This is a genomic window from Pseudomonas sp. sp1636 (assembly GCF_030376615.1).
In the GTDB taxonomy this organism is placed as follows: domain Bacteria; phylum Pseudomonadota; class Gammaproteobacteria; order Pseudomonadales; family Pseudomonadaceae; genus Aquipseudomonas.
The window spans coordinates 18941-35421 of record NZ_JARRAB010000023.1 but is presented as its reverse complement, the minus strand read 5'-3'; the positions used below and the strand labels follow the sequence as shown (position 1 = coordinate 35421).

At 64.3% G+C, this 16481-nt stretch carries 13 protein-coding genes; 7 read left to right on the top strand and 6 right to left on the bottom strand.

Annotated features, from left to right (window positions below; genetic code table 11):
- Nucleotides 1-5: 5 nt before the first annotated feature.
- Nucleotides 6-782, top strand: a complete 777-nt coding sequence (locus P8H27_RS18880) for a ferredoxin--NADP reductase (protein ID WP_289639258.1) — start codon at nt 6-8, stop codon at nt 780-782.
- Nucleotides 783-936: 154 nt separating this feature from the next.
- On the opposite strand, the gene mscL is transcribed toward P8H27_RS18880, so the two are convergent.
- Nucleotides 937-1350, bottom strand: coding sequence for a large-conductance mechanosensitive channel protein MscL (gene mscL, locus P8H27_RS18875; RefSeq protein WP_289639257.1), 414 nt, complete (start codon nt 1348-1350; stop codon nt 937-939).
- A gap of 322 nt (nt 1351-1672) precedes the next feature.
- Here mscL and P8H27_RS18870 point away from each other — a divergent pair, with 322 nt between their 5' ends.
- The 3 genes from P8H27_RS18870 (at nt 1673) to radA (ending at nt 3687) form a co-directional block, all read left to right on the top strand.
- Nucleotides 1673-1921 carry a YdcH family protein gene (locus tag P8H27_RS18870; protein WP_289639256.1) on the top strand — a complete coding sequence of 83 codons (249 nt, stop codon included), beginning with the start codon at nt 1673-1675 and terminating at the stop codon, nt 1919-1921.
- A 67-nt stretch (nt 1922-1988) separates the two neighbouring features.
- Nucleotides 1989-2258 carry a YdcH family protein gene (locus tag P8H27_RS18865; RefSeq protein ID WP_289639255.1) on the top strand — a complete coding sequence of 90 codons (270 nt, stop codon included), beginning with the start codon at nt 1989-1991 and terminating at the stop codon, nt 2256-2258.
- 64 nt (nt 2259-2322) lie between these two features.
- Nucleotides 2323-3687, top strand: a complete 1365-nt coding sequence (gene radA, locus P8H27_RS18860; RefSeq protein WP_289639254.1) for a DNA repair protein RadA — start codon at nt 2323-2325, stop codon at nt 3685-3687.
- Between the two features lie 76 nt (nt 3688-3763).
- On the opposite strand, the gene P8H27_RS18855 is transcribed toward radA, so the two are convergent.
- The 3 genes from P8H27_RS18855 to P8H27_RS18845 all read right to left on the bottom strand — a co-directional run bounded on the left by P8H27_RS18855 (nt 3764) and on the right by P8H27_RS18845 (nt 9958).
- Nucleotides 3764-4141, bottom strand: a complete 378-nt coding sequence (locus P8H27_RS18855; RefSeq protein WP_289639253.1) for a PilZ domain-containing protein — start codon at nt 4139-4141, stop codon at nt 3764-3766.
- Nucleotides 4142-4369: 228 nt separating this feature from the next.
- Nucleotides 4370-5626: a serine hydroxymethyltransferase gene (gene glyA, locus P8H27_RS18850; protein WP_289639252.1), complete on the bottom strand. Its 1257-nt coding sequence runs from the start codon at nt 5624-5626 to the stop codon at nt 4370-4372.
- 204 nt (nt 5627-5830) lie between these two features.
- Entirely contained in the window at nt 5831-9958 is a 4128-nt protein-coding gene (locus tag P8H27_RS18845) for an EAL domain-containing protein (RefSeq protein ID WP_289639251.1), read from the bottom strand.
- A 401-nt stretch (nt 9959-10359) separates the two neighbouring features.
- Here P8H27_RS18845 and ettA point away from each other — a divergent pair, with 401 nt between their 5' ends.
- Entirely contained in the window at nt 10360-12027 is a 1668-nt protein-coding gene (ettA, locus tag P8H27_RS18840; RefSeq protein ID WP_289639250.1) for an energy-dependent translational throttle protein EttA, read from the top strand.
- Nucleotides 12028-12134: 107 nt separating this feature from the next.
- Here the strand turns inward: ettA and P8H27_RS18835 are convergent, their stop codons facing one another.
- Nucleotides 12135-13355, bottom strand: a complete 1221-nt coding sequence (locus tag P8H27_RS18835) for an RtcB family protein (protein WP_289639291.1) — start codon at nt 13353-13355, stop codon at nt 12135-12137.
- Between the two features lie 307 nt (nt 13356-13662).
- Between P8H27_RS18835 and P8H27_RS18830 the strand changes: the two genes are divergently transcribed.
- A complete protein-coding gene (locus P8H27_RS18830; RefSeq protein ID WP_289639249.1) occupies nt 13663-13983 on the top strand; it encodes a TraR/DksA family transcriptional regulator in 321 nt (106 codons plus the stop codon).
- Between the two features lie 434 nt (nt 13984-14417).
- On the opposite strand, the gene P8H27_RS18825 is transcribed toward P8H27_RS18830, so the two are convergent.
- Nucleotides 14418-14771, bottom strand: coding sequence for a hypothetical protein (locus tag P8H27_RS18825; protein WP_289639248.1), 354 nt, complete (start codon nt 14769-14771; stop codon nt 14418-14420).
- 150 nt (nt 14772-14921) lie between these two features.
- Here P8H27_RS18825 and norR point away from each other — a divergent pair, with 150 nt between their 5' ends.
- Complete coding sequence (gene norR, locus P8H27_RS18820) at nt 14922-16475, top strand: nitric oxide reductase transcriptional regulator NorR (RefSeq protein ID WP_289639247.1); 1554 nt, start codon at nt 14922-14924, stop codon at nt 16473-16475.
- Nucleotides 16476-16481: the final 6 nt, after the last annotated feature.

The window sequence follows — 16481 nt, the reverse complement described above, 5'->3', positions numbered from 1 at the left end:
GAAGTATGACCGCCAGTGAAGACAAGTTCACCCGGCAGATACTGAGTGACGTGCATGTTTGGTCGCCGAGCCTGTTCAGTCTGCGCTGTTCGCGCGATTCCGGATTCCGTTTCCGGGCCGGACAGTTCGCCCGCCTTGGCGTGCGCAAGGCCGACGGTACTACGGTCTGGCGTGCCTATTCGATGGTTTCGGCGCCCCATGACGAGTTTCTCGAATTCTTCTCCATCGTCGTGCCGGACGGTGAATTCACCGGCGAGCTGAGTCGCCTCAAGGCTGGCGACACTTTGTTGGTGGGCAAGCAGGCCTTCGGTTTCCTGACGCTCGACCGTTTCGTCGATGGGCGCGATCTCTGGCTGCTGGCCAGCGGTACTGGCCTGGCGCCCTTTCTGTCGATCCTCCAGGATTTCGAGGTCTGGCAGCGTTTCGAACGTATCGTTCTGGTCTACAGCGCGCGCACCGCCGGCGAGCTGGCCTATCAGCCGTTGATTCACGGTCTTAAAGACCTGGAGCACCTGGCCGAGCACGCCGACAAGCTGATTTACCTGCCGTTGGTCACCCGCGAACAGGCGCCGGATTGTCTGCGCGGGCGCATTACCACGCTGCTGGCCAGCGGCGAGTTGGAGCGCGCCGTCGGATCGAACCTCAGGCCCGAGCATTCGCGGCTGATGCTCTGCGGCAACCCGCAGATGATCGACGACACCCGTGCCCTGCTGAAACAGCGTGACCTGCAGTTGAGCCTGACCCGTCGGCCGGGACAGGTGGCGGTGGAGAATTACTGGTGATGATGAGGCGGCGCGCAGGGCGGCCCGGTACGCCGGCCGATCAGGCGCGCAGCGGCAACCCGCCGGCTTTTATGCCGCGCCGGTGAACCATGGTGCACTGCCTGCGGCGAGTGGCACCCTGGATTGTGGCTCGCTTCAAATCCGGCGATCCGCTCTACTCCTTGCGTTGCTGAGTCTTGAGCAGGTCGCGGATTTCAGTCAGCAGGGTTTCTTCCGGGCTTGGCGTCGGCGGCAGGCTGGGGGCCACGGCCTCCTCGCGCTTGAGGCGATTGATCATCTTGACCCCCATGAAAATGGCAAAGGCAACGATCACGAAATCCAGCAGGCTCTGGATAAATTTGCCGTAGCTGAGGATCACCGCCGGCAGGTCGCCTTCGGCCGCCTTGAGGGTGAGTGCCAGGTCGGAGAAGTCGACGCCGCCGATCAACAGGCCAATCGGCGGCATGATCACATCGCCGACGAAGGACGAGACAATCTTGCCGAAAGCCGCGCCAATGATGATGCCTACGGCCATGTCGACCACATTGCCCTTGACTGCGAAGGCCTTGAATTCGCTGATGATGCTCATGTGTCGCTCCCCGAGTAGATGAAGTGCAGAGTGTAATGTAGGGCGCCGCGCTTGCCAGGCGGACGCTCGGCGGCGGGAAGACGGCGATGTGGCGTATGTGCAGTAACGCTTCTGGCGGGCCGGAGGGGGCGGCGTTAGCCACGAAAATCGTCGAGCAGGCCGTTGAAAAAACACCGACTAAACACCCGCAAAGTCCGCGGCTGACGTAACGGCTACAGAGCCCAGAAAACGCGCGTGTCCTGTTTGCGTGCCAGTAGTCTAGGATTTCGGTGCGAAGCAGCGTGCTGAGCTAGTCTGATAGGTACATTCGGAGGGTGTCGCCATGCCATTGCAATATCATCCACTCAGCCGCGAGTTCCCACAGTTCGAAACACAAATGCACGCCTTGTTGCAGGTTGACGGCCATTTCGCCCGCTTGGCCGAAGAATATGAGCAGTTGGATAAACGCATCTATGAAGTGATGGATGGCCGGGAGGCGATGGACGAGTTGCAGCTGCAGGGCCTGAAGATGCAGCGGGTTACCCTCAAGGACGAAATCGAGACGCTGCTGCGCCACGGTGCGGCTGGTTGATCCGGGTCAAGGGGGGAGTCGCTGCAGGGGAATATGCTGCTCGCAGTCATTCCCTGGAGTATCAAGCATGCATATCGAACATCACCCCTTGGCTCATGATTTCCCCGAGCAGCGTGCCGAATTGCACGCGTTGCGTCAGACCGATCCGGACTTCGCCCGCCTGGCTGATGAGTACGAGGCGCTGGATAAGCGTATTTGCCGTGTCGAAGATGGCGTTGAGCTGTTGGCCGACGACGCCTTGACCGCATTGAAGCGCGAGCGCGTTGAGCTCAAGGATCAGCTGGCCACGCGCCTCGCGCCTCCTGTTACGCATTGCTGCGGTGGCTGCAAGGGCTGAGAGGCTGCCGATTGCCGGCTGGTAAAGGCTATGATGCGGGCTTTCGTTTGAGGGAGTCCGCTCCATGGCCAAGGCCAAGCGCATGTACGGCTGCACCGAGTGTGGCGCCACCTTTCCCAAGTGGGCCGGGCAGTGCGGCGAATGCGGCACCTGGAACAGCCTGACCGAAACCCTGATCGAAGCCCATGCGGTTGCGCCCGGCGGCCGTAGCGGCTGGACGGGGCAGCAGGCGCAGCTGAAAACCCTGGCAGAAGTCAGCGTCGAGGAAATGCCGCGTTTTTCCACGGCATCAGGCGAGCTGGATCGGGTGCTCGGTGGCGGTCTGGTGGACGGGTCGGTGGTGCTGATCGGCGGCGATCCGGGGATCGGCAAGTCGACCATCCTGCTGCAGACCCTGTGCAATATCGCCACGCGCTTTCCCGCGCTCTATGTCACCGGCGAGGAATCCCAGCAGCAGGTGGCCATGCGCGCCCGCCGGTTGGGCCTGCCCGAAGACCGGCTCAAGGTCATGACCGAGACCTGCATCGAGAGCATCATCGCCGCCGCGCGCCTGGAAAAGCCCAAGGTGATGGTGATCGACTCGATCCAGACCATCTTTACCGAACAATTGCAGTCGGCCCCCGGCGGCGTGTCCCAGGTGCGCGAGAGCGCCGCCTTGCTGGTGCGCTATGCCAAGCAGAGCGGCACGGCGATCTTCCTGGTCGGTCATGTGACCAAGGATGGCGCGCTGGCCGGCCCGCGGGTGCTCGAACACATGGTCGATACCGTGCTGTATTTCGAGGGTGAGTCCGACGGTCGCCTGCGCCTGCTGCGCGCGGTGAAGAACCGCTTCGGCGCGATCAACGAACTGGGCGTGTTCGGCATGACCGACAAGGGCCTCAAGGAGGTCACCAACCCGTCGGCGATCTTCCTCACCCGCGCCCAGGAAGAAGTGTCGGGCAGCGTGGTGATGGCTACCTGGGAAGGCACCCGGCCGATGCTGGTGGAGGTGCAGGCGCTGGTCGACAGCAGCCATATGGCCAACCCGCGCCGCGTCACCCTGGGCCTGGATCAGAACCGTCTGGCCATGCTGCTGGCGGTGCTGCACCGCCACGGCGGTATCCCCACCCATGACCAGGACGTGTTTCTCAATGTGGTCGGCGGGGTCAAGGTATTGGAAACCGCTTCCGACCTGGCGCTTCTGGCGGCGGTGATCTCCAGCCTGCGCAACAAGCCGTTGGCCCATGGCTTGCTGGTGTTCGGTGAGGTCGGCCTGTCCGGCGAGGTGCGCCCGGTGCCGAGCGGTCAGGAACGCCTGAAAGAAGCCGCCAAGCACGGCTTCAAACGCGCCATCGTGCCCAAGGGCAATGCCCCCAAGGAGGCGCCGGCTGGGTTGCAGGTGATCGCGGTAACACGTTTGGAGCAGGCGCTGGATGCCCTGTTCGAATAGGCGCGGTTAGCCACCCGCGACAACCAGGCGCGGCCGCGAGGGGGAAACGGGGTTAAGGCTGGCTCAATCGTGGCGGCTAGACCCAGTCGCCATCGCCCAGCGCTGCCAGTTCGCGCTCCAGCAGTGCTTCGTCGCCCAGATTGAGTTCTACCAGGCGACGCAGGTGGCTGATCGAATCGAGGTCGATATGCCGGCAAACGAAGCCGAGCAGGTCGCCATGGGTGCGGGTCAGGACTACTTCCATCTGCACGCAGGCGTCATCGGCGAGTTGGATGCTGGCGTTGAAGGGGTGGTTGGGGTTGCCGTGCCACTGCTGCGGACGCTTGATCAGCAGGCCCTTGAGCGACACGTCATGCAACTCGACAGCCCATCGCCGCTCGCCCTGAACGATTTCAGCGGGGGCATCGAAGTCGATGCGCTGAAAGCGCCTGCGCTCGTTTTCTGTTTCGCTCATGGCACAAACTCCCGGGCGGTTTCACTCACTATAGCCAAGACCCATTGCACAGGCTTGCCTTTACTTGGCGCCCCGCGTCATTAGGCTGGTGAAGTCTCCAGCGTGAGAGCCAGGATTCTACCGGTGCTGGGCGCTCTGCCTGAGGTGGCAGGCGTTGCGTTTATGGCTTGGTTGCGCGGCCCACGAAAAGCCCGGCATTCGCCGGGCTCGTTCAGGCCGTGCTTGAGCTTAGTTGCCGTAGACCGGGAATTTGGCGCAGACCGCTTTGACCTGCTCGCGGATGCGCGCTTCAACGGCTTCATCACCCAGGTTGGCGAGGATCTCGCAGATCCAGCCGGCCAGTGCGCGGCATTCGTCTTCCTTGAAACCACGGGTGGTCACGGCCGGAGTGCCGATACGCAGGCCCGAGGTGACGAAGGGCGAGCGTGGGTCGTTGGGCACGCTGTTCTTGTTCACGGTGATGAAGGCGCGACCCAGGGCGGCGTCGGCGTCTTTACCGGTGATGTCCTGCTTGATCAGGCTGAGCAGGAACAGGTGGTTCTCGGTGCCGCCGGAGACCACGTCATAACCGTTGTCGATAAACACGCTGGCCATGGTCTGGGCGTTCTTGATCACTTGCTGCTGGTAGGCCTTGAATTCGGGTTGCAGGGCTTCCTTGAAGCACACCGCCTTGGCCGCGATCACATGCTCCAGCGGGCCGCCTTGGCCGCCGGGGAAGACCGCGGAGTTGAGTTTCTTCTCCAGGGCTTCGTTGGCGCGTGCCAGGATCAGGCCGCCGCGCGGGCCGCGCAGGGTCTTGTGGGTGGTGGTGGTGACCACGTCGGCGAACGGCACCGGGTTCGGGTAGACGCCAGCGGCAACCAGCCCGGCGACGTGCGCCATGTCGACGAACAGGTAGGCGCCGACCTGGTCGGCAATGGCGCGGAAACGGGCGAAGTCCAGTACCTGCGAATAAGCGGAGAAACCGGCGATGATCATCTTCGGTTGGTGCTCGACGGCCAGGCGCTCGACTTCGTCGTAGTCGATCAGGCCGGTAACGCTGTCGATACCGTACTGTACGGCGTGGTAGATCTTGCCGGAGAAGCTGACGCTGGCACCGTGGGTCAGGTGCCCGCCGTGGGCCAGGCTCATGCCCAGCACGCAGTCGCCCGGGTTGAGCAGGGCCATGTACACGGCGCTGTTGGCCTGGCTGCCGGAGTGCGGCTGGACGTTGGCGTAGTCGGCGCCGAACAGCTCTTTGGCCCGGTCGATGGCCAACTGCTCGACCACATCGACGTATTCGCAACCGCCGTAATAGCGCTTGCCCGGATAGCCTTCGGCGTACTTGTTGGTCAGCACGCTGCCCTGGGCTTCCATCACCGCTGGGCTGCAGTAGTTTTCCGAGGCGATCAGCTCGATATGTTCTTCCTGGCGCTGGGCTTCTTGCGCCATCGTGGCAAACAGTTCGGCGTCAAAACGAGCAAGATTCAAATCACGGCTGAACATGGCAAATCCCCTAAGAAAACCAGCTGGGCGGTAGAGAGAGGGGGCGAATTCTACCCCATTCGGCGCAGTCCGGCATATGAAGCGTGATCATCTGCTGGGCAAGCGGGGTTCATGCGCCGCAGGCGTGCCGGCTCCTCGATTGCGGGGCGTGGCTGATCCGGCAGCCAGCTAGCGCGTTGCCCAACCCCCCCCGCGCAGTGCGCTTCAGCTGAGCATAAACAGCGCGGCGCCACTGAACTGGGCGGCGAGCTGGTGGGCCGGCATGGGCCGGCCGAGCAGGTAACCCTGGACTTCGTCGCAACCGTGGGTGCGCAGGAAGTCCAGCTGCGCCTGGGTCTCCACGCCTTCGGCGATGACCGAAAGGTTCAGGCTGTGGGCCATGGCGATGATGGCGCGGGCGATTTGCGCGTCCTGTTCGCCTTGCGGCAGGCCGTCGACGAAGCTGCGGTCGATCTTCAGCACGTCGATGGGAAACTGCTTGAGGTAGTTGAGCGACGAGTAGCCGGTACCGAAGTCGTCGATCGCGATGCACAGGCCAAGGCGCTTGAGGTCGGCCAGGGTGCGCATGGCACTCGCCACATCCTGCATCAGAATGCTTTCGGTCAGTTCCAGCTCCAGGCAGGCCGGGGCAACGCCGCTGCTCTCGAGGATCGCGGCGGTGCGCTGAGCCAGTGCGCCCTCGGTGAACTGGCGGGCCGACAGGTTGACCGAGACCTTGGGCACGCGAATCTTCACCGCGTGCCAGCTCTTCAACTGGCGACAGGCCTCGCTCAGAACCCAGTCGCCGACCTGCACCACCAGGCCCAGCTCTTCCAGCACCGGGATGAAGTCATCCGGCGGCACCAGGCCGCGCCGCGGATGCTGCCAGCGCAGCAGCGCCTCGACCCCGGTCAGGCGTTTACCGTCGCCGGAGAACTGCGGCTGGTAATAGAGCACGAACTCGCCCTGCTCGAGGGCGTGGCGCAGGTCGCTCTCCAGCTCCAGGCGTTCCAGGGCGCTGGCGTTCATCTCCGCCTGGTAGAACTGGAAGTTGTTCTTGCCGTGTTCCTTGGCGTGGTACATCGCCGTGTCGGCGTTCTTCATCAGTTGGCTCAGTTCGCTGCCATCCTGCGGGCTGAGGGCGATGCCGACGCTGGCGGTGACGAAGAACTCGCGGCCTTCGAGGACGAACGGCCGGATCAGGCTGGCGAGAATCTGCTCGGCGACGTGAATCGCCCGGTTCAGCGCGGCCTCGCGGCTGGCGGCGGATTGCAGCAGCAGGGTGAACTCATCGCCGCCCATGCGCGCCACGGTATCGTCGCCGTCGACACAGGCGGCCAGGCGTACTGCGACTTCCTTGAGCATGCGGTCGCCGGCGGCGTGGCCCAGGGAGTCGTTGATCGGCTTGAAGCGGTCGAGGTCGAGGAACATCAGCACCACCCACTCCTGATGCCGGTCGCCGTGTTGCAGGGCGGTGTGCAGGCGATCCTGGAACAGCGTGCGGTTGGGCAGCAGGGTCAGGGCGTCGTAGTAGGCCAGGCGATGGATGCGCTGTTCGCTGGCCTTGCGCTCGCTGATGTCGCTGAAGAAGCACACATAGCTGACCAGGTCGCCCTCTTCATCTTGCACCGCGGTGATCCCGACCCAGGCCGGGAAGCTTTCGCCGTTGCGGCGCTTGAGCCAGATTTCGCCTTCCCAGCTGCCGCGCTGATTGAGTTGATTGAGCACATAGTGCAGGTGGCTGGCCTGCTGGCGGTCGGCGGTAAGCATGCCGGGCAACTGGTCGAGCACCTGGGCCGAGGAATAACCGCTGACCCGGCTGAAGGCCTTGTTGACCTGGACGATATAACCGGCCGGGTCGGTCACCAGGATCGCCGCGGTGGAGTGTTCGAACACCGTGGCGGCCATGCGCAGGTCTTTTTCCGAGCGGCGCTGCTGGCTGATGTCACGGCCCACGCCGAGCAGGCCTTCGAAATGGCTGTTTTCATCCCACATCGGCACCAGGCGCAGCTCGATCGGGACTTTCCGCCCGTCGGCCCGTAGGCAGTCGAGGATGAACAGTTGCGGTTGGAATTGCTCACGCAGCTCGATCATGCGCAGGGGGCTGCCGAGCGCTCCGCGCACCCTGTCGAGCAGTATCGACAGACCGGCCAATTGCTGCGGGTTGGCGGCCAGGTTGTGGAAGTTGTTGGCCAGGATCCATTCCGGTTGATGGCCGAGCACCGCTTCCACCGAGGGGCTGACGTAGTTGAGGTGCAGGTTGCTGCCGGTGGAGAAGATCACATCGCTGGTGCTTTCCGCCAGTAACCGGTAGCGCTGCTCGTTGTTGCGCAGCGATTCGCTGCTTTCGATCTGCTCGGTAATGTCCTTGGCCACCCCGATCAGGCGGCTGACGCGGCCGTGTGTATCGCGTGCCAGCGCCTGTTCGCGCAGACTGAACCAGCGCCAAGTGCCGTTGCGATGGCGCCAGCGCAGTTGTGACTCGAGCAGTATGCCGTCGCCGACGACCCGCTGCAGATTACGGATGCGCCAATAATAGTCACTGTCGTCGGGGTGCAGGATATGCTCCCAGAAACCTTCGCCCAGCGCGTTCAGCTCGGCCGCGCTGTAACCCAGCTGCAAGCCCAGGTGATGGTTGCTGAACAGCTCGCGGTGGTTCAACAGGTCGCGCACATACAGGGTGTCCGGCACCGCGCGCACCACATCCGACCAGAAGCGTTCGCGCTCGATCAGCGCCAGTTCGATCTGCTTGCGACTGGTGATGTCGCTGATGCTCAGGGTCACCGCGTTCAGCTCTTGGGCACTTTCCGGCAGGCGCAGCAGCAACCACAGGTGACGTTCGTGGCCTTGCGGGGTGTTGATCTGGTTTTCCAGTTCGAGCTGGCCGGTGCCGTCGAGCAGGGCGTTGAGCAGCTGGGTGCGGAAATCCTCGGGCTGCAGCGGGCCGCTGTCGATCAGGTGCTGCCAGGCCTGCTCGGTGGAGTCGGCGTCGAGCAGGCGCCGCGCCACCTGGTTGGTCTCGGTCAAGCGTATCAGTCGCAGCAGTTCGCCATGCCGTTGCGGATGGGCGAGCAGCCAGCCCTTCAGGCTCGCAGCGTCGTGCACCTGCTGCTGTTGCAGGTAACCCGGCAGGGCGGCCAGATCCAGTACGCAGAGCGCCGTGCCGGTGCCGTCGAAAATGTCCTGGTAGCGCCGACGGGTTTCCTGCAGGACGCGGGTGGCCTGCTGCGGCTCGGTGACATCGCGCAGCACCCAGACGAAGCCCTGGCGCCGCGCCGGTTCGCCGAGTTCGCTGCGGCTTATGGCGAACAGCCGGAGCATGCCGTCCTGTTTGATCTCCAGCAGCTCGGCGCCCAGCTCGTCGTGTGCGGTGCGGCCGTCCAGCTGCCGCGGGTCGAGCTGTGGCAGCAGTTGCAGCAGGTGCCAGTGGTGCGCGTCCTTGCTGCGCAAACCGAACAGTTCCTCGGCCTGGGGGTTGAGGTAGCTCAGTTGGCCGGTGCTGTCGGTGAGCAGTACGCGTTCCTCGATGGCCCCCAGCGCACTAGCCGCCTGGTGCAGCGAGCGGCGTGAGGCCGCATTGAGTTCATGCAGGCTGCGCTGCTCGCGCAGCAGAAGGTACAGGGCGATCAGGGTCAATACGGAGCAGAGCATGAACAGCAGGAATTTGCCGCCCAGCATGGGGAATAACTGGATACGCGCATGGCGTTCGTCGAACAGGGCACGCAGTTGCCAGTCGCTGCCTTTGAGCGGTGTCAGGAGAATGCTTTGGGCAAGGATTTCGGCGGTGATGGTCTTGGCGGCCGCGGCGCCGGACTGGTCGGCGAGTACTCGCTGGGTCAGGCGGTCTTCCAACAGCCACTGGTGGCTGCTCCGATGGTGTTCGTGCAGCCAACTGCGTAGCGCCTGGGTGGTCAGGCGCAAGGCCCAGTAACCGCTCGGGTTGTTGCCCTCGGTCTGGCGCAGCAACAGGTAGACCAGGCCGCCGTCGCGGGGGCCGAACGCATAATGATAAGACGAGCCGTTACTGCGTTGGGTCAGGCTGGCGAGGAGGGGGGCGTCATTCGTCTGCGGCTGGCTGTCGGCCAGGATGTCGCCGCGGGGGCCGAGCCAGGCCAGGCTGTGCAGGCTGCTAAAGACCCTTTGCAGGCCGTTTAGAACCTGCTCGGGATGCTCACCTGGGGCTGCCGCCGGGATCTTTTGTCGCAGCATGGCCAGGCCGGCCTGGGCCTTCAGCTCCATGCTCAGGCTCAGCTGGTTGGCCAGTTGGGCATTGAATTGGTGGCTGAGTTGGCGCTGGTTGTCCAGCAGTTGCCGCGACTCCAGCTGCAGCTGCCACAGCAGTAGCGCCAACATGCCCAGCACCAGTGCGACCAGGGCGCCCTTTACCGAGATCGAACTGCGCCAGTGGGGCGTCAGTGATTCGCGTGGTGACGACGGTGATGTGTGGCTCGGCACTTGATGACGATCCTGCGGTTACGGCTCGATGAAAGCAGGGCGTGCCGATGCCTGCTAAACAATCGGGCGCGCGGGGGGGCGCTAGCATGCCATAACCGTGCTGAAGTGCCAGTGCCGCCGACGAGCGTCGTTTGCCCTGCACGGCGCATTCCGGTAGCTTTGCCGCACGCGCGCGCAGCTAAGCAGGGGGCGACAAACCCGCAGGAGTGCGGGGCCGGGGGCCGCGCCTGGCAGGTGCCGTCACCCATGCTCTTGCTGTCGCCATTTTTCAGTTTTTTGTCTTAGAACCAAGGTTATTCATGGCCCAATACGTTTACACCATGCACCGGCTGAGCAAAGTAGTGCCGCCGAAGCGGGAAATCCTCAAGAACATTTCCCTGTCGTTCTTCCCCGGCGCCAAGATCGGCGTGCTCGGCCTCAACGGTTCGGGCAAGTCCACCCTGTTGAAAATCATGGCCGGGGTCGACAGCGAATTCGACGGCGAAGCGCGGCCGATGCCCGAGCTGAACGTCGGTTACCTGCCGCAGGAACCGCAGCTCGATCCGAACAAGACCGTGCGCGAAGTGGTCGAAGAGGCCGTCAGTGTGATCAAGGACGCCCAGGCGCGTCTCGATCAGGTGTATGCCGCCTATGCCGAGCCGGATGCCGATTTCGACAAGCTGGCCGCCGAGCAGGCCAAGCTCGAAGCCATCCTGCAGGCCAGCGACGGCCACAACCTCGAGCGCCAACTGGAAGTCGCCGCCGACGCCCTGCGTCTGCCGGCCTGGGACGCCAAGGTCGCCGTGCTCTCCGGTGGCGAGAAGCGCCGCGTGGCGCTGTGCCGCCTGCTGCTGTCGGCCCCCGACATGCTGCTGCTGGACGAGCCGACCAACCACCTGGACGCCGACTCGGTGGCCTGGCTGGAGCGCTTCCTCCACGACTTCCCCGGCACCGTGGTGGCGATCACCCACGACCGCTATTTCCTCGACAACGTCGCCGGCTGGATTCTCGAACTCGACCGCGGCGCCGGCATTCCCTACGAGGGCAACTACTCCGGCTGGCTGGAAGCCAAGTCCAACCGCCTGGCGCAAGAGTCCAAGCAGCAGTCGGCCCACGAAAAGGCCATGAAGGAAGAGCTGGAGTGGGTGCGCAAGGGCGCCAAGGCCCGCCAGGCCAAGTCCAAGGCGCGCCTGCAACGCTTCGAGGAACTGCAGTCGCAGGAATTCCAGAAACGCAGCGAAACCAACGAGATCTACATCCCGGCCGGCCCGCGCCTGGGCGACAAGGTCATCGACTTCGTCAACGTGAGCAAGGGTTACGGCGACCGTGCGCTGATCGACAACCTGTCGTTCAGCATGCCCAAGGGCGCCATAGTCGGGGTGATCGGCGGCAACGGCGCCGGCAAGTCGACCCTGTTCCGCATGCTCATGGGCAAGGAACAGCCGGACTCGGGCAGCATCGAGGTCGGCGAAACCGTGCAACTGGCCTGCGTCGACCAGAGTCGCGACGACCTCGACGGCAGCAAGTCGGTGTTCGAGATGATCTCCAACGGTTCCGACCAGATCCGCATCGGCAACTACGAGATCCCCTCGCGCACCTACGTCGGCCGCTTCAACTTCAAGGGCGGCGACCAGCAGAAGTTCGTCAAGGATCTCTCCGGCGGCGAACGTGGCCGCCTGCACCTGGCCCTGACCCTGAAAGAGGGCGCCAACGTCCTGCTGCTCGACGAACCGTCCAACGACCTCGACGTGGAAACCCTGCGTTCGCTGGAGGAGGCGCTGCTCGACTTCCCCGGCGCGGCCATCGTCATTTCCCACGATCGCTGGTTCCTCGATCGCGTCGCCACCCACATCCTGGCGTACGAGGACGACTCGCACATCGAGTTCTTCGAGGGCAACTACACCGAGTACGAGGCCGACCGCAAGAAACGCCTCGGCGACGCCGCCGCCCAGCCGCACCGCGTGCGCTACAAGAAGCTGACGCAGTAGGTCGCGACCCGCAGAAACGGAGCCCTCGGGCTCCGTTTTTTTTCGATGGTTGCCAGGCGTTGCCTGCTGCTCTTGTGGGAGGGCCGACCCCGGCGCGATGCTTTGGCTCAGCCCTTGACGCAGACCACCTGGCGCAGGGTGTGCAGCACTTCGACCAAGTCGCTCTGGGCGGCCATCACTGCATCGATGTCCTTGTAGGCCATGGGGATTTCGTCGATCACCGCCTTGTCCTTGCGGCATTCGACATGGGCCGTGGCGCGGATCTGATCCGCGACCGTGAAGCTCTTCTTGGCCTGGGTGCGGCTCATGATCCGCCCGGCGCCGTGGCTGCAGGAGCAGAACGCCTGCGGGTTGCCCAGGCCGCGGACGATATAGCTCTTGGCGCCCATGGAGCCGGGAATGATGCCCAGCTCGCCCTGCCGCGCCGATAACGCACCCTTGCGGGTGACCAGCACCTCCTGGCCGAAGTGGCGCTCGCGCTGCACGTAGTTGTGGTGGCAATTCACCGCTTCCAGGCTGGCCACGAAGGGTTTGCCGAGTACCCGCTGCGCCGCGGCGAGCACCGCCTGCATCATCAGTGCGCGGTTCTGCCGGGCGAAGTCCTGGGCCCAACCGACGGCCTGCACATAGTCGGCGAAGTGGCGGCTGCCTTCCTCGAGGTAGGCGAGATCCTGGTTCGGCAGGTTGGCCTGGTGCTGGCGCATGTCGGCCTGGGCCAGTTCGATGAACAGCGTGCCGATGGCATTGCCCACCCCGCGCGAGCCGCTGTGCAGCATGAACCACACCCGCTCATGCTCGTCCAGGCAGACCTCGATGAAATGGTTGCCGCCGCCCAGGGTGCCCAGGTGCACGCGGTTGTTGGTCTTTTCCAGGCGCGGGTACTTGTCGCTGATCGCCGCGAAGCGCCCGGCCAGTGCCTTCCAGGCCTGCTCCGCGGCGCCCGGCACCCGCTCCCAGGCGCCCTGGTCGTGCCGGCCGAAGGTCTTGCCATGGGGTACGGCCTGCTCAATGGCGCTGCGCAGGCCGTGCAGGTTGTCCGGCAGGTCGGCGGAGCGCAGCGAGCTGCGCACGGCGATCATGCCGCAGCCGATGTCCACGCCCACGGCGGCCGGGATGATGGCGCCGACGGTGGCAATCACGCTGCCGATGGTCGAGCCCTTGCCCAGGTGCGCGTCCGGCATCACCGCCAGGTGCTTGAAGATGAACGGCAGTTGCGCCGTCTCGAACAGTTGCTGGCGGGCCTGGGCTTCGAGCGGCACGCCCTGGATCCAGAGCTTGATCGGCTTGCCGTTGGCGACCTGGAGAATCTGCGGCGAGGAGTGTTTCATGGGATTCACGGGCCTTGCCCCTCTGCTCTGGCGCTGAATTGCGTGCGGCTGATTTAAGCATGCGCCCATTCGCCGGCCCGGCCAACGAACGGAATCTGCGCAGGCCATCCAGGCGCAGGCTCCCGGCACAAGTTTTTGCCGGCGGTTATGCAGACTGTGTGGCAGCGTCCACACTTAATAGACCGTTGCAAGCCATTGCGGGTCGGCCGGCGGCAGTTGCAACGCCTTGCCGCGTGCCCCCGAGAGTTGCCGTGTCGGGTCGGGCGCCCGCGCGTTGTTTCGTCGTTGACCACCGAGGAGTACTTCCATGTCTGCTTTCGATCCCCAAGTGGCACTCGATGCCCTGTTCGCCGAGTACAGTGCGCGGGCCAGTGCGATTCGGCGGGATTTGGCCCGCAGCCACTCGCCGGACTTTGCCGAACAGGCCCTGCAACGGCAAAACGATGAGGTGCTGGAAGCCCTGCAGGCCGAGGCTGAAGCGGGCATGCGTCAGGTGGGCATGGCCAAGCTGCGGTTGGCCGAAGGCACCTATGGCGACTGCCTGCGTTGTGGCGAGCCGATCGAGCCGGCGCGGTTGCAGGTGTTGCCGGCCACCGAGTACTGCCTGCGCTGTGCCGACCTGCGATAAAGCTCCGCCCCCTGCAAGCCATAAGCGGGGCATGGTTCCGCAACGGCGATGTCCCGTTATGGCTTGAGTCCGGTCGCAGCCTGTAGCGGCTTCAGCCACGAACTTCGCAGGTGTTGAGGCGCTTTTCGCGGATAAACCCGTTCCGGCAAAGGCATTACTGCACATCTGAGGCATCGCCATAAAAAAAACCCACACGACCAGGTGTGGGTATTGGTGAAAACCGTGCATGCACGGGAACCGGAGTAGGCCGTAGCGGAGCAGGCCATGGTGGAGCGGACCATGGCGGAGCGGGCCTTTGCCACCAAAAAAACCGGAGCGCATCACGCACCGTGGTGTTTCACGGGGCGCGGGGCGGGTAGACGTGTGCCTTCGTGAGCGATCCTGTGGAGTGGGGCGCTAGCCGGCGCCCCACTCGGGTGCGGGTGCGGGAGCGGTTAGTGTTCGGGCCGGGCGAGCCGGTTGCCGCGGATGCTCACCAACTCGCCGGCCTTGAAGCGTGCGTTAGGCGAGCGCACGACGCGTTGCGTGCCGTCGTCGGTCTTGACCAGGTACGCCGTGTCGCTGAGTCCCAGCACGTTCTGGGCGCCCGAGCCGCTCCAGGCTCCCAGGGCGGCACCGGCCAGTGCGCCGATGGGGCCGCCAGCGGCGCCGCCGAGAATGACCCCACCCAGGCCGCCGAACACCTTGCCGGCGGTATGGTCGGGTTGTTCGGCGACTACTTCGATGGCGAAGGCCGATTGAGCGCCGAGCAGCAACAGGCCGAGAGTCAGTGCGGAGAGTCGTTTCATGGTTTTTACCTTGCGTGATAGTTTATCGACACCTTGGTATAGTCATTTTCCGTGCCATAAAAAATATTCAAATAAATCAAATACATATGATTTTAGTGGGTCATAGTGACTAGGGTTTTTTCTTGTCACTATGACTAGAATGGAGTCGTTATGACCAACCCACTGCTGCTCGCCCTGGTTCCCTTGGTCGCCGATCTGTCGCGCGACCTGCCCGATGATGAACGCTACCGGCGGCTGTTGCGTGCGCTGCGCCAACTGATGCCATGCGATGCCGTGGCCCTGCTCAAGCTGGAAGGCGACACCCTTATTCCGCTGTCGGTCGAGGGCTTGAGCCCGGACACCCTGGGCCGTCGCTTCAAGGTCGAGCATCACCCGCGCCTGCGCATGCTCCTCGAACGGCGCGGGCCGACGCGTTTCGCCATCGACTGTGGCTTGCCCGACCCCTATGACGGCCTGGTCGATGGCCATCATGGCCATCTGGCGATCCACGACTGCCTCGGCTGTCCGCTGTACCTGCAAGACAAACCCTGGGGCCTGCTGACCCTCGATGCCCTCGATCCGGCCAGTTTCGGCAGCGTCGACCTGGATAACCTGGCCGCCTTCGCCAGCCTGGCCGCCGCCACCGTGATGGCCAGCGAGCGCATCAGCCTGCTGGCGCGCAATGCCGAGGAGCAGCGGCAACTGGCCGCCGTCTACAAGCGCGCCGCCGACGGCCGCCGCCCGCGCGAACTGGTCGGCCAGAGTGCCCGCCACAAACAATTACAGGAAGAGGTTCAACTGGTCGGCAACAGTGCGCTGACCGTGCTGATCACCGGGGAAACCGGGGTGGGCAAGGAGCTGGTTGCCGAGGCCATCCACCTGAGCTCGCCGCGCGCGCAGAAGCCCCTGATCAGCCTGAACTGCGCGGCGCTGCCCGATACCCTGGTCGAGAGCGAGCTGTTCGGCCACGTCAAGGGCGCTTTTTCCGGCGCCGTCGGCGAGCGCAGCGGCAAGTTCGAGCTGGCCGATGGCGGCTCGATTTTCCTCGACGAAATCGGCGAACTGGCGCTGCCGATTCAGGCCAAGCTGCTGCGTGTCCTGCAGAGCGGCCAGCTGCAACGGGTCGGCTCGGATCGCGAGCATCACGTCGATGTGCGCATCATCGCGGCGACCAACCGCGACCTGGCCGAAGAAGTGCGCAGCGGGCGCTTTCGCGCGGATCTCTATCACCGCCTCAGCGTCTACCCGCTGCAGGTGCCGCCGTTGCGCGAGCGCGGCCGCGACATCCTGCTGCTGGCCGGCTACTTCCTCGAAGAGAATCGCGCCCGCCTCGGCCTGCGCAGCCTGCGTCTCAGTGCCAGCACGCAGAACGCCCTGCTCGCTTACAGCTGGCCGGGCAACGTGCGCGAGCTCGAACACCTGATCGGCCGCGCCGTGCTCAAGGCCATGGCCGGGCACAAGGAGCGCCCACGCATCGTCACCCTCGAACCGCATAATCTGGATCTCGAGGAGCAAACGCTCGATCCGTTGTCGAGTGCCGCGCCGCTAGCGGTTCCATCGGATCGCCCCGGGGCCAGCATGAAGACGCTACTGGGCGAGTACCAGAAGCGCTTGATCAACGACTCGCTGGCCCGCAACCAGAACAAGTGGGCGGATGTCGCCCGGGATCTGGGCATCGACCGGGCCAACCTGAACCGCCTGGCCAAACGCCTCGGCCTTCTCTGAGCGGCG

Bases quoted from the DNA above. Each gene is read 5' to 3' on its own strand.
- P8H27_RS18880 (WP_289639258.1), top strand. From the start codon at position 6: ATGACCGCCAGTGAAGACAAGTTCACCCGGCAGATACTGAGTGACGTG.
- mscL (WP_289639257.1), bottom strand. From the start codon at position 1,350: ATGAGCATCATCAGCGAATTCAAGGCCTTCGCAGTCAAGGGCAATGTG.
- P8H27_RS18870 (WP_289639256.1), top strand. From the start codon at position 1,673: ATGCCATTGCAATATCATCCACTCAGCCGCGAGTTCCCACAGTTCGAA.
- P8H27_RS18865 (WP_289639255.1), top strand. From the start codon at position 1,989: ATGCATATCGAACATCACCCCTTGGCTCATGATTTCCCCGAGCAGCGT.
- radA (WP_289639254.1), top strand. From the start codon at position 2,323: ATGGCCAAGGCCAAGCGCATGTACGGCTGCACCGAGTGTGGCGCCACC.
- P8H27_RS18855 (WP_289639253.1), bottom strand. From the start codon at position 4,141: ATGAGCGAAACAGAAAACGAGCGCAGGCGCTTTCAGCGCATCGACTTC.
- glyA (WP_289639252.1), bottom strand. From the start codon at position 5,626: ATGTTCAGCCGTGATTTGAATCTTGCTCGTTTTGACGCCGAACTGTTT.
- P8H27_RS18845 (WP_289639251.1), bottom strand. From the start codon at position 9,958: ATGTTGGCGCTACTGCTGTGGCAGCTGCAGCTGGAGTCGCGGCAACTG.
- ettA (WP_289639250.1), top strand. From the start codon at position 10,360: ATGGCCCAATACGTTTACACCATGCACCGGCTGAGCAAAGTAGTGCCG.
- P8H27_RS18835 (WP_289639291.1), bottom strand. From the start codon at position 13,355: ATGAAACACTCCTCGCCGCAGATTCTCCAGGTCGCCAACGGCAAGCCG.
- P8H27_RS18830 (WP_289639249.1), top strand. From the start codon at position 13,663: ATGTCTGCTTTCGATCCCCAAGTGGCACTCGATGCCCTGTTCGCCGAG.
- P8H27_RS18825 (WP_289639248.1), bottom strand. From the start codon at position 14,771: ATGAAACGACTCTCCGCACTGACTCTCGGCCTGTTGCTGCTCGGCGCT.
- norR (WP_289639247.1), top strand. From the start codon at position 14,922: ATGACCAACCCACTGCTGCTCGCCCTGGTTCCCTTGGTCGCCGATCTG.